Origin of the sequence: Oscillibacter sp. (genome assembly GCF_031978065.1) — a bacterium.
Classification (GTDB): Bacteria; Bacillota; Clostridia; order Oscillospirales; family Oscillospiraceae; genus Oscillibacter.
In genome coordinates this window covers 22,741-35,054 of the sequence record NZ_DALZCH010000024.1, presented here as the reverse complement: position 1 = coordinate 35,054, position 12,314 = coordinate 22,741, and the positions used below count along the sequence as shown (strand labels likewise).

At 47.3% G+C, this 12,314-nt stretch carries 8 protein-coding genes; 4 read left to right on the top strand and 4 right to left on the bottom strand.

The window, feature by feature from the left end:
• Positions 1 to 484 precede the first annotated feature (484 nt).
• On the top strand, positions 485 to 2,317 hold the full coding sequence (locus RTK01_RS05585; RefSeq protein ID WP_312280021.1) for a methyl-accepting chemotaxis protein: 1,833 nt from the start codon (positions 485 to 487) through the stop codon (positions 2,315 to 2,317).
• Between the two features lie 157 nt (positions 2,318 to 2,474).
• Here the strand turns inward: RTK01_RS05585 and RTK01_RS05580 are convergent, their stop codons facing one another.
• Together RTK01_RS05580 and RTK01_RS05575 are read right to left on the bottom strand one after the other, a co-directional pair.
• Positions 2,475 to 3,224: an SIMPL domain-containing protein gene (locus RTK01_RS05580; protein WP_312280020.1), complete on the bottom strand. Its 750-nt coding sequence runs from the start codon at positions 3,222 to 3,224 to the stop codon at positions 2,475 to 2,477.
• Between the two features lie 194 nt (positions 3,225 to 3,418).
• A complete protein-coding gene (locus RTK01_RS05575; protein WP_312280019.1) occupies positions 3,419 to 4,876 on the bottom strand; it encodes a sodium:solute symporter family protein in 1,458 nt (485 codons plus the stop codon).
• Positions 4,877 to 5,179: 303 nt separating this feature from the next.
• On the opposite strand from RTK01_RS05575, the gene RTK01_RS05570 reads away from it, so the two are divergent.
• From RTK01_RS05570 to RTK01_RS05560, 3 genes are all read left to right on the top strand, one after another.
• Positions 5,180 to 5,887, top strand: a complete 708-nt coding sequence (locus tag RTK01_RS05570) for a LytTR family DNA-binding domain-containing protein (RefSeq protein ID WP_312280018.1) — start codon at positions 5,180 to 5,182, stop codon at positions 5,885 to 5,887.
• A 5-nt stretch (positions 5,888 to 5,892) separates the two neighbouring features.
• Positions 5,893 to 7,209: a GHKL domain-containing protein gene (locus RTK01_RS05565; protein WP_312280017.1), complete on the top strand. Its 1,317-nt coding sequence runs from the start codon at positions 5,893 to 5,895 to the stop codon at positions 7,207 to 7,209.
• Between the two features lie 568 nt (positions 7,210 to 7,777).
• Complete coding sequence (locus RTK01_RS05560; protein WP_312280016.1) at positions 7,778 to 8,671, top strand: LysR family transcriptional regulator; 894 nt, start codon at positions 7,778 to 7,780, stop codon at positions 8,669 to 8,671.
• Between the two features lie 210 nt (positions 8,672 to 8,881).
• Here RTK01_RS05560 and RTK01_RS05555 read toward each other — a convergent pair whose 3' ends face one another.
• Positions 8,882 to 10,393: an FAD-dependent oxidoreductase gene (locus RTK01_RS05555; RefSeq protein ID WP_312280015.1), complete on the bottom strand. Its 1,512-nt coding sequence runs from the start codon at positions 10,391 to 10,393 to the stop codon at positions 8,882 to 8,884.
• Between the two features lie 21 nt (positions 10,394 to 10,414).
• The gene (locus tag RTK01_RS05550) at positions 10,415 to 11,908 is read right to left on the bottom strand and encodes a hypothetical protein (RefSeq protein WP_312280014.1); all 1,494 of its coding nucleotides are present in this window, start codon (positions 11,906 to 11,908) and stop codon (positions 10,415 to 10,417) included.
• Positions 11,909 to 12,314: the final 406 nt, after the last annotated feature.

Below are 12,314 nucleotides of genomic sequence, written 5' to 3'. Positions count from 1 at the left end.
TGAATAAGATAATTGGTGATAAAACGCCTCCGCAGTCTTTGACAAACTACGGCCAGTAAATTTATTCCCATATAATATAGTGTCCTAAATAAGGTGCTACTTATTCAGGATCGTGCAAGCAAGTTTTTTACAGGTGTTATGTGTTTCTAAAAAAGTTTAAGGAAGTGAGATAATGACCAGTCTTTTAAGAAAATTTTTGGATGACGGCGGAGACTCCATAAAAGACGGTTTCTGATATTCCCGCCCGGCGAAAATATTGTGCAAGGACCTAACCTAAGCTCCGGGACCGGCGGCGAGTATGCTAAACACATAGAAAGGCCGCGCGGAGTGAGGATACTGCTGCGCGACTGGGTGAGGCTGCTGAACACGGAAGACATCGGCGCTGTTTTGGCCTGCCCTTGAGGCGAGGCCAAAATGTGTAAATAAAAGTATCACGGCACAGCAGATTGACACGATGCCGTGAATAATTGAAGGAGTCAGGACAATGAAGAAGTGGTTTGAGGATTTAAAGATATCTAAAAAACTAATTTTAGGGTTTCTGTTTATATCGGTTTTTGGAATCGTAGTCGGCGCTGTCGGTATTGTCAACATGCTGCGAATGAACAATAACCAGCAGACCACCTATGATAATCAAACCATGGGAATCGTTTACTCCACTGGAGCGGAAAGCAGCTTTAAGGAGATCAGAGTCGCAATTCGGAACCTTTATATTTACTACGATACGGGCCGCGATAAATACTACCAAGAAATATCGACTCAAATGGACGCGGTGCAGGTTCAAATGGAAAAATACAGCGAAACAGTTACGAGCAGTGAAGAGCAACAGCTATATGATTCAACCATGACGGCGTATGAAGCCTACACGGATACAGTTAATAATGTAATAAAAGATGCCAAGGCGGGAAAAGCAAAAGAAGATATACTGTCTCTAATCAATGAAGCGGTACCTGAGGCACAAAATGCGGCTGAAAGCTTTGAATTACTTACGCAAAGGAAAGAAGCCAACGCGCAAGAAAATCTTGCGAATAATAAGGCTGCGGCGTCAATCGCAATGGTAATTATGATTGCTGTAATTGTCATATCCTTTGTCATTTCCCTGCTTCTGGGCACTTACACATCCGGTATTATCAGCAAGCCGCTTCAAATGATTGGAATGGTTTCCGAGTATATCGCTGTTGGAGATGTAGATATATACGGTTTAATAACAGAGGAAGACACACAAGTGAAAAAGCGCAAAGACGAGATCGGTAAGGTAGCGCTCGCCTTTAATAAGCTCATTGAAGGGACGGTAAAACTCAGCCGTGAACTGGAAATCGTGGCGACGGGAGACTTGTCTTTGGCAGTAACGGTTCGTTCTGAAAAAGACATCATGGGCAAGGCGCTTTCGGAGCTTGTCGCAAAATTCCACAGTCTTGCAGCTTCCATTGTTACATCTGCAGACCAAGTGGATTCCGGCGCGGGGCTTGTGGCAGACTCCAGCACATCGCTCTCTCAGGGGGCAACCGAACAGGCAAGCTCTGTTGAGGAACTATCGGCGTCTATGGAAGAAATTACTTCGCAGACAACTCAAACCGCACAGAACGCGCAAAAAACAAACGAGTTGGCGGGAAATATCCAAAAAGACGCGGATGCCGGCAATGCCCAGATGGAGGAGATGCTCCGTGCCATGAATGAAATCAACGCGTCCTCTGAAAACATCAGTAAGATTATCAAGGTAATTGAAAATATTGCCTTTCAAACAAATATTCTTGCGCTCAACGCCGCTGTGGAAGCAGCAAGGGCAGGCCAATACGGAAAGGGGTTTGCGGTTGTTGCCGAGGAAGTCAGAAGTCTGGCTGCACAGTCCTCCAAAGCAGCCAAAGAAACGACCGAATTGATTGAAACCTCCATAAATAAGGTTGCAGCCGGAACTATAATCGCGAATGAAACCGCCAGTGCGCTGAGCAAAATCGTGGTGGGAATCTCGCAGACGGGAGAGCTTGTGGATGCCATTGCCACGGCATCCCATGAGCAGGCGGCGGCACTTGAACAGATCAATCAGGGGATCACGGAGATTTCTCAGGTTGTTCAGAATAACGCAGCGTCTGCCGAAGAAAGCGCCGCCGCAAGCGAGGAGCTCTCTGCGCAGGCTGACACCCTGAAGAACTATGTCAGCGTATTCAAGCTGAGCTCCGGGAGCCGTCTGCCGAAGAGCGAAGCGGTTTCCGAAACACCAGAAGGACTTTCTTCAGACGAACAGCAGGGAGACTTCAAAAAGGTGCGGGCCGTATCCGGGCGGGCAGTTTCTATGGCGGCCAGTGGCCTCGGAAAATACTGATTAGGCGGAAACGTCGGCGCATCGCTTCTGAATCAGTGGAATAAATTATAAGAATCCGAACCCGGCCTCAACAGAGGTGGGTTCGGATTCTCATTTTATGTAAGGTCAACTGAACAAAGGTTGCTTTTTCATGAAGCGCAGAAGCCAGTCTCCCGATTTATCGCAGCGCGTAATGGAGCCGGACGGAGATAAACATGGTTTTTTCCCGGGACCAGGTGTTAAACGCGCCGCCCGCAACGTAGGAATCCTCTGCCGAATTCTGCGCGGTAATCTGGAAGGTCCCAAGGTCGGCGCTGAGCAGCTTGCCCACCTTGCCGCCGGATTGTTCCGCCATGATGTCCACGCGGGCCTTGGCGTCCGCGGTGGCGGCGTCGATCAGCTCCAGCTTCAGCTCGCCCAGCTTGGTGTAGTAATACTCCGGGGATTCCGAATAGAAGTTCACGCCCGATCCAATCAGCTCTGTAATGTCCCGGGAAATGACCTCGATGCCCTCCACGTCCGAGGACTGAATGGTGAGCCGCTGGCTGAGGGAATAGCCCTTCAGCTCCGAGTCGACATAGCTGCCGTAATCATTGTAAATCTCCCGGTAATCGGGTTCAATGGTGACAGACGAAAATACAATGCTCTCTTCAGGAACGTTGTGGGACAGCAGATAGTCTCGAACCACGCCCGCGTCGTGCTGGATGGACGCATACGCCTCCGTAGTGGACTGCCCGTAGGCGGAAAAGCTGCCGCGCCAGACGATTAAATCGGATGTAAAATCTCTCGTGGCCGATCCGGTGGCGCTGATGCCGCCGGAGGCGTTTTGCTTGTAATCCACAAGGCTGCCGACGGCCAGACTCACCGCGATAATCAGGCTGATGCCCGCAATCAATACCGCAAGAACGCGGCTGCGCATCCACATCATAAAATCATCCTGTCTTCTTTTATTTGCACCCATCATAGCACGGTGGGAAGCGAATGGCAAGATGGGCCTGCGGCATTTTCCAAGGGTACTTTAATAAGAGCAAAAAATTCGGGAAGCACATCTGCAAGATTTCTCCTGAACAGGATGTGCTTCCCAAATTTATTTCATAGTATGTTTAAGCTGTTGGTTTCAGGTCAGTCGTCTTCTTCCGGAGAAAGCTCGGTGCTTTCCACCTTCGGCGGCATCAGGAGCGAGAATATAATGAAGCAGATAAACGCAGCCACCAAACCCGGAATCACGGGCTGACTGAACTTAATTCCAAACAGAACGCCCTTGGAGATGTGCTCCAGATAGACCACTACCAGCGTGCCGGACACCAAAGAGGCAATGGTGCCGCCGGTGGACGCCTTTTTCCAGTAATGCCCCATCACGTAGGGGAAGAACGATCCGGCGGCCCGCAGGGTAAAGCAGAACATCAGAATAGACACGATGCTGCTGGTATTGAACAGCGCAATGAACATGGAGGCCACGCCCACAAGGCACATCACAATTTTGGTGACCCGCATTACCTGCTTGCTGGTTGCGTCGGGCTTTAGAACCGCTTTGTAAATGTCGTTTGCGAAGATTGAGCCGGCGCCCAGCAAGTCGGAGTCGGAGCTGGACATGGTTGCCGAGATAATGCCGGAAAAAAGCAATCCGCAGATCAGCGCGGGCATTGTCCGCATGGCCAGCACGGGCAGGGCGTATCTGGCGCCCACCGATTCAAACTGGGCGGCGTCAAATTTGCCCATGTTAATCAAAGCAAGAGTGATAATTCCCAAAATGGTGGGGATAAACGCGTAGATAAAGTTGATAAGCGCAGCCAACCAAGCGCCTGCTTTGGCTGTTCTTTCGTTCTTGGCCGCGTAGAAGCGGGAAACCGCTTCCTGTCCCACGGAAAATGTTGCGGTATACATGACTACTAGCGAAATGATGCCAAACAAATCATAGCCCTGAAAAAGATCTAATGTGCCTGCCGGGATGTTGGCGGTCACATTTGCCCAGCCGCCTGCATCCTTCAGGGCAAACGGAATGGCAATAATCATACCCAGTACGATTAGAAACACCTGCACAAAGTCAGTCAGTGTAACACTCCAAAGACCGCCCATGATGGAGTAAACTGTCACGACCACCGCCACGATGATGACCGCAACCTGATAGTTGATGCTCAGCATGGTGGAGAGAATGACTGCCGAGGCAATGAACTGTCCGGCGGTCAGGCCGATCAGCGGCAAAAGCATAATCACGGATGTGATAATACCGCAGGACTTTCCATATCTCCTGCGGAAGTATTCAGGCACGGTTTTTACGGTTGCCGCCCGGAACTTCGGCGCCACAAAGCTCAGAATGGCAAACGCCAGACCCATTGCAATGATGTACCACGCGGCGCTCAGACCATAGCCTGACATTCCATTTTGCACAACGCCAAGGGAGCTTCCGCCGCCGATCTCCGTCGCAGCCAAGGTACCCGCCATCAAAAAAGGCCCCAGACGGCGGCCCGCCACCATGAAATCCGTGTTGGTGGACACCTTGGTCGAAGAGTACCAGCCAATCCACAGCATGGCAAGCAGATAGATGACGACAATAATGGTTACGATAATATTTGCGTGCATAATTTTCCTCCTCCGAAAGACTTTCCGGACTGTGTAAGGATATAAAGCCTGCCTGTTTCCTGTACAGTCCTGCCACTATAACACTAATGTAGCATCTCTTTACTGTAAGATAAACCTCCACTTCTGTAAAAAAGCTACCAAATATGGTGGAGACTTAACAGATAGTTCTCCACATATCGCGTCCCGGCCTCTTGACTGCCAGATTATTATTCAATAAAATATAAAAAACCGCCTGTCTGGGCGGTAAAGTCAATGCTATCGGAAGAATTGCTGTGGCTGGATTTCTTTCTGGGAGGGATGTAGATGTTCCAAATTGCTGTGTGTGATGACGATGCTGCGGAGTGCCGCCGTCTGTCCGGCTATGTCTCAGACTTTTTCGGCCTTCAGAATATACCGGTGGAGATCGACGCCTTTCAGAGCGGAGCCCAGTTTCTAGCCGCGGAAAACTGCTATGATCTCTATTTTCTTGATGTGATGATGCCGCAGATGACCGGTTTAGAGACTGCCCGGGCGCTTCGAAAACGGGATGACGAAGCGACCATTATTTTCGTGACTTCCTCGCTGGAGTCGGCGGTGGAGGGATACAGCGTCCGTGCGGCGGGTTTTGTTCTGAAACCCTTACAGCAGTCCGCCTTTGAAGAGACCATGAACCGGGTGCTGAAAGAGCGCTTTGAGCGCCGCACGGCCTCCATTCAGGTCATCCGCAATCGCGTTCCGCTGGAACTGCGACTGGAAAAGGTGGCTTATTTTGAAAGCCGCCTGCATCAGGTTTATGTCACACTGTGCAGTGGAGAACGATTTCCAATCACTCACAAGCTGGGTGATTTGGAGCTTTGTCTGGCGGGATATCCACAGTTTCTCCGGTGCCATCAGAGCTATCTTGTGAATTTGGACAGTGTGGAACAGATGGAGCCCAACGGCTTTCGTCTTCGCCAAAGCATGGTGGCGCCTATTTCCCGGAATTATTATCGGCAGAGCAAGGCGGCATTTTACCGCCACCGGCTCAGGTGAACTCTATGAATGATGAAGCCTGCCGAATTTTTCTCAATCTGATTACGCTGTCGGTGCGGATGATGCCGGTGTTTGTGTGTCTGGAGCCGAAAGACAAAAGCCGGGAGAACATTGCCAGTATCTCGGTTTATCTGTGGGTCATTATGACCTTTCTGCAAATCTTGTTTCACATTCCCGACAGTGTTTTCGTGGTTTTTCAGGGACTGTTTTCTTTTCTATATTTCCTCATTCTTCTGCTGTTCTTTCAAGGCAGTTTATTGGGAAAAGCCTTCCTCTATCTGTCGGCCTGGCTGTTTGCGGTGCTCTCCGCCTCTTTGAATGAATTGTTTGCATGGGCCTTGCTGGGCAGAACAGAGCTTACCTACTCTCAAATCTGTGTGATCGTCTCCGCTCTGTCGGCATTCGGATTTTATCTGGTGGTTCGCCTGTGGATGAAGGCGGCTGTAAGGCGATTGTTCACGGAACTATCTGTCCGAGCCTCTACTCTACTGCTTGCTTACCCCACGGTTTCCCTGCTTCTCCTGTTTGTGGGGACAAAAACCATTTTTTCAAGCAGTGCGCTGGCTGTGGGAGGGTTTGGTGCTGTCGCATTTTTCTTTGTTCTTTGCAGTATGATTGTCGGGCTGTATGTCCTGATTTTAAACAGCATTCTGGAGCTGATGGAGCGCAGAAAAATGACCGAGGAACTGGAAATTGCAAAACAGCTTCTCTATCAGCAGCGGGAGCACTATCATCAGGTACTGGATTATATTGAACAGGTTCGGATTATTCGACACGATTTTCGCCATCATATTCACGCTTTGCAGAGTATGGACCGAGATGCACAGGCCCGGTATCTTCACGACCTGCAAAAAGAGCTGGACAACACCGCTACGCAGACATTTTGCCATAATCAGGCTGTGAATGGTCTTTTGCAGGAGTTTTCGGGCAGATGCCGGGAAAATCAGGTGAATCTGGAGACGCATCTGGACCTGCCGGAAACCATTTCTATTGATGATCTGACACTGTGTATCGTGATCGGCAACCTCTTAGAAAATGCGCTGGATGCCTGCCGACGGTTTACCGGGCCTCGTTTCATCTGTATTCGTTGCCGGTGGGAAAGTAACGATCTAAAACTTCTGGTGGAAAATTCTTTTGACGGACAGGTTCGCAATTTCGGCGGAGAGCTTTTGTCCCGCAAACAGGAGGGTGGACTGGGATTGCTCAGTATCCGAAGAACGCTTAGCTGCCCGGGCGACGATTTCGAAGTGTCTTACACCGACTCCGTGTTTACCGCTCTGGCCACCATTGCGGCCAGAAGTTTGCCAACATTTTCTTTATAAGCTCCGCCTGCACCATTTTTTAGTTGCGCGGGAACGTTGGTCGACGGCGCAATTTAGCGCAGCAACGTGTTGTTTCCTGCCTTGGATTTTGTGCGCTGCAGTTTAAACTGGATTTCTCAAATTCCTTCGCCGAATCTGCGTCTTATCAAAGTTCTCCGGTTTTCAAGGAATTGTCAGCAAGCGGACTTTTTCCGCACAGACGGAGTCAAGACTGGTCGGCTACAGGTTTGAAAACGTTAGTATATAGTGGGAACGTAGATTATCTCTAATTTATTGTGCTTAGCGACATCAGCCGGTACGGACCATCTTTTAAGTATTAACACTAATTCAAACCGCAGAACACACAGCGTTTGCAGCCTCGTGCTAGAATAAATCTTTGAAGATACAGAAAAAACAAGGTTTGAAGATTTCTTCAAGAATAAAGCTGCACATAATGTTGGTAGTTTTATTGACATTTTACCGCAATATGATATTATAAAATATATAATATAACATTCTGCGATATATACCCTTTGCAACTTTATCGCTATATAAATACTGCTCTTGCTGGAAGGAGATAGGCTCGGCTATGACGCTAAAGCAAATTGAATATTTTCAGATGGTAATAGCGAAAGGAAATATTTCTGCGGCGGCGGACGAACTGTATATCTCTCGTTCTGTCATTTCCAGGGCGCTTGCAGAACTAGAAGAAGAATTTCTGACAAATTTGTTTATTCGTTCTAAAAACGGTGTTGTTTTAACAGAAAGTGGGGAAACAATTGCTTGTTTATTTAAGGAAGTCTCTTCTTGTTATAAAGCTACTAAGCGGCGAATCTGCCAAATATCCAGTGGTGAAAAACCATCGGCTTTTCATCTTGGAATAACCCCCACAAATGCATATCATGTGTATTCTCTTTACTTTAATGATTTTCGTCAGTGCTTCCCAGAAATCAATCTCTATGTTAATGAGTATGGTGCAAGTGATGCATGGAAGCTTCTGATGGATGGAACAGTGGATGCCTTTTTAACCCCAGCTAGGATTCTGGATCATAATATATTTGGGAGCATTGACCTATATCAAACACAAATTATGATGGGAGTTCCTTTTGGTTGCAGAATCGCTGAAAAAAAATCTTTGGGCATCTCTGATATTTTGACTCTGCCTTTGGGTTACTTAAACGCTCCAATGCCAGTAGAAGGAATTTTGAACTCATGCTTTCAAACGTTTGATGAAACTCCAAATGTCGTTCTACGTACCTCAGATCAAAAGCTACTTCATGTACTGAATTCAAGCGGGATTATTTATACGATTCTTCCCAGCGACATATTAGAAACATGGACAGATGTACAGAGAATTCCGTTGGATTTCTTTCCGAAAAGCATGCATCGTCTTGTTTGGAATAAAGCTTTGGCTCATGACAGTGTTTTTCATTCTTTTCTAAGTTTTATGAGAGATAGATCGATTTCTTTTCTCCCTTCATAATAATTTTGCAAGTATAAGAGATCTGCCGGAATACGTATTCCGGCAGATCTCTTTCGTATCAGTGTTCACAACGGCCACACCCGTTGCATATACCAGACCGCAACTTACAGCTGGGAATATCTAAAAGCTTTGCAAAAAACTCTTGAGGTAAATTTGCTGCGTTATGATTCTCTTCGGCAGGGTTGCCTTCCAGACTTTCGTTTGTCTGGCTTACCATTTTTGAAAATCCAGATTTAGTTCGCCTGCTTTTTCTACTTGTTCTTTTGCAAGACGAGCCTTGTCCGTATAAAGCCCATATTGATGTTCTTCAACACACTCTCGGTAAGAAGGATCCTTTGCTTCAAACTTAGCATTGCGTGGCAGAGGAACATCCTGATCCACCAAAATATCCTGGACTTTCCGAATATTCACAGTGTGTGCAGTAGTTCCGTCGGAGACGGCAGCAGCAGCAGCTACGCCGGCCGCCTGACCCATGCCCACACACTGGGGAATCAAGTTCAGCCAGTCAATTGCAATTCCGTCCGCTGAGAAATGGCGACCGGGGCACAGCAGATTTTCAATTCTCTGAGGGAGAATAGAACGATAAGGAATTTCTACCGGTCCACAGTCATTAACCTGGCAAATCGTGGAATGCCATGCGACCACATCATCATGCTGTTTGGCAAATGCAAAATCATTGGTCGTCATGACATACTCGCCAACCAAACGGCGGCTGCAGCGGGTTCCAAGTTGCGGAGCGATGTCATACAGATAAGCGTTGCGGAACGCAATCGGCACGGCTTCCTGCAAATAGCCCAGCACTTCCCGCATCGTGTTTCGAGTATTCATTTCTGTTTCAGTTTGGTCTTTTACGCAGGTACAGTCCCGGTTGGGATGCCAGTTATTCACCCAGCACATATCATTCTGATTGCCGGGAAGCGGCAGGCACCGAAATCCGGCCACTTTTTGCAGGCCCTCACGCAGAGCTGCCATCTCATTCGGGTGAAGCTGCTGCCACTCATAATACGCATCCCAGTTGATGTTGCCAATCCTCCAAACCAGCGCCGTAGTGTTTGCGCGGGTTACTTTGTCCGCCATGCTTTCAAAGGGTGCTTCTGTCTGGGAGTAAAGGTCACCGTCGCCTGTGGCGTCGATCACCATCTTGGCCAAAATGGCCTTGCGGCCTTCTTTGCTCTCGTAGATCACACCTTTAATGGTGTTTCCCTCCATGATTGGCTTTGTCCCCCAACTATGGCACATCACTTGAATTGCATCTTTATGCTCCAGCAGCATCTTATCCAGTTCAATTTTCAGCTGATTGGGCTCAAAATATACCGCACGGACCAGGCAGGAGGGTTTGCAGCCATCATAGCCTCCACGGCTAACGCAGTCATGGATTGCGCGCCATGGATACACCAAGGCAGGGTCTTCACAGCCGATTTTATCCAAAGAGGGCGCTCTCACAGCTCCCGGGATCTTATCCATGCGGCTGAACCATTCCTCCTGAAGGCCTCTGACAAAAGACTTATTATACCAGGACAGATTTGGGACCATAATGACATAACCACCAGTTACATCGCCGCCCATATATCCGTACCGTTCCAAAAGAATAATGTTTTTAGCACCAGCTCTAGCTGCTGCAACAGCAGCAGAATGTCCGGCAGCGCCACCGCCTACCACCAAGATATCACATTCAGCTTGAATGGAGATATTTTGAGACGGCTCTTGATAAAATTTGCTCATAAGGAACTCCTTTATTGCTTCTTAGAATAGATATCCAAAAACGATGCAGACCAGACTTGTCGTTACAATAAATATGATGTTCGTTACAACACCTTTTGTGAAAATGAACTTGTTATTCATTTCCTCACGTCCCAACAGAATCGGCGCATAGGCAATAGCGCCGTTGGTCAAAAATGCGCACAGTCCAGACAGAATCGTTGCAACGCCCAGGACAGAGGCATTTCCTTCGTGATTCATCTGCAATGTACAGGCAAGAGGAATGCAGATCGCATTGATTGTAAAGCTGACGGGCATTCCGTTTGTGAAGTTGGTGAAAACCGTGGAAATAATCACGCAAAGGAGCACCAATATTGGCCAGCTGGCATTATTAAGAATCGGTCCAAGTATTGAAGAGATTGCGGCTTTAATTCCCAAATCATCCGAAGCAATGGCAGCACCACAGATGGTAAAACAGCCAGCCACGGCAACAATCCCCCACATGGTTTTAGATTGAAGCAGCTTCACGCCATCAACGAAAGGCTTGCCTTCTTTATCCCGCATAAAGCATAGAATTGCATAGAGAGCCACCCACACCCATGTGGAACCAATCTTGTTATAGAGGGCATAGGCTGCGGAATCCGTCGGCAAAACCATGCCGATCAGCAGAAAAACAATACCAAAAATCATGAATCCAAGTAAGATTTTTTGTTTGCTGCTCAATTTTGTATCCGTCACATCTAAGCTCATCTTGTTTACATCAAAATCCTTCAGAGGTGTCAGATCGGTTTTCCAGACAAATTTCATGAAAAGCGCATAGGCCAGAACAAAAATAACGATGGACAGTGTGGCGGTAGCTAAGTATGCTACATTATCGAAGTGAAGACCGCTGGCTTCCATAATTCCGCTGATAATTGCAATAGATGAAAGATGTACGCCCTTAAACGGAAGAATATATGCACCCATGGCCGCGATATAAATACCGAGCAGCAATTCGCGTTTTAGATCACTGTCTTTTTTAATATTGCACATTTCGCAGATACCATCCAAAATGGGGTACCACAACAGCAGCATGGTGGTTGGACTGCTGACCAATGCAGCACAGACCAACACGGTCAGAAAAAGGGAAATGATAAAACGCATTGGGTGGCCCCGTAATGCCTTGATTCCCAACATTTTTCTGCTGATAACATGAACCGCGCCGGATTCCGTGACAGCTCCGGTTAAGGCCATTACCCAGATAATTTGCTGAATCACCGAGTTGCCAAACCACGCTTTTAGAAGATCGCCTGCGGGCATATAATCACAGATAACCATGGCGAAAAGGCCTAAAACTGCGGGCCAGAAAGTTTCATTTGTTGCGATTGTAGAAATTAAAACACCAAAAAAAATGCCGAGGATACTGATTCCTACCGGGGTGATTCCTGCAAAAGGTGGTACAATTGCTCCAAAGAAGAACATCAAGCAAATGGAGATAAGCGACCATATATAGTATTTTGTATTTCTGTGAGTGATGGTTGCAACAGTAGAACTGGTCATATTTCTATCCTCCCAAGATTCAATACTTTGTCGTTCCAAAATTTTATTCCTGTTGCGTGAATTGTAAGTTATCCTGCCCTTCTCTTTCTTATTTGTTGCTTCCGTACGGATTACAATTCTACTATACCGATCTTTTTGTATCCCGTAAAGAATTGGATCTGGTCATGATGTGACATTTATGCTACTTGTTTGCTATACATTCACATAAAACTCGAAAATAACTGTACAAAATAAACAACGAGCTAAGAATGTGAGTGATTTGCTTGATGTCAATTATGTAAAGATAAAATAAATGTGTAGCAGCCTCTACATGCGGATATCCGTAGAGAACGTGCTACACATTTAATGATATATGGCGTGACTTTGATATTTAAATAATCAGAACTTACACTGTTTATATTGGAGG

Coding starts and splice junctions, on each gene's coding strand:
- RTK01_RS05585 (WP_312280021.1), top strand. CDS start 485: ATGAAGAAGTGGTTTGAGGATTTAAAGATATCTAAAAAACTAATTTTA.
- RTK01_RS05550 (WP_312280014.1), bottom strand. CDS start 11,908: ATGACCAGTTCTACTGTTGCAACCATCACTCACAGAAATACAAAATAC.
- RTK01_RS05565 (WP_312280017.1), top strand. CDS start 5,893: ATGAATGATGAAGCCTGCCGAATTTTTCTCAATCTGATTACGCTGTCG.
- RTK01_RS05560 (WP_312280016.1), top strand. CDS start 7,778: ATGACGCTAAAGCAAATTGAATATTTTCAGATGGTAATAGCGAAAGGA.
- RTK01_RS05555 (WP_312280015.1), bottom strand. CDS start 10,393: ATGAGCAAATTTTATCAAGAGCCGTCTCAAAATATCTCCATTCAAGCT.
- RTK01_RS05575 (WP_312280019.1), bottom strand. CDS start 4,876: ATGCACGCAAATATTATCGTAACCATTATTGTCGTCATCTATCTGCTT.
- RTK01_RS05580 (WP_312280020.1), bottom strand. CDS start 3,224: ATGATGTGGATGCGCAGCCGCGTTCTTGCGGTATTGATTGCGGGCATC.
- RTK01_RS05570 (WP_312280018.1), top strand. CDS start 5,180: ATGTTCCAAATTGCTGTGTGTGATGACGATGCTGCGGAGTGCCGCCGT.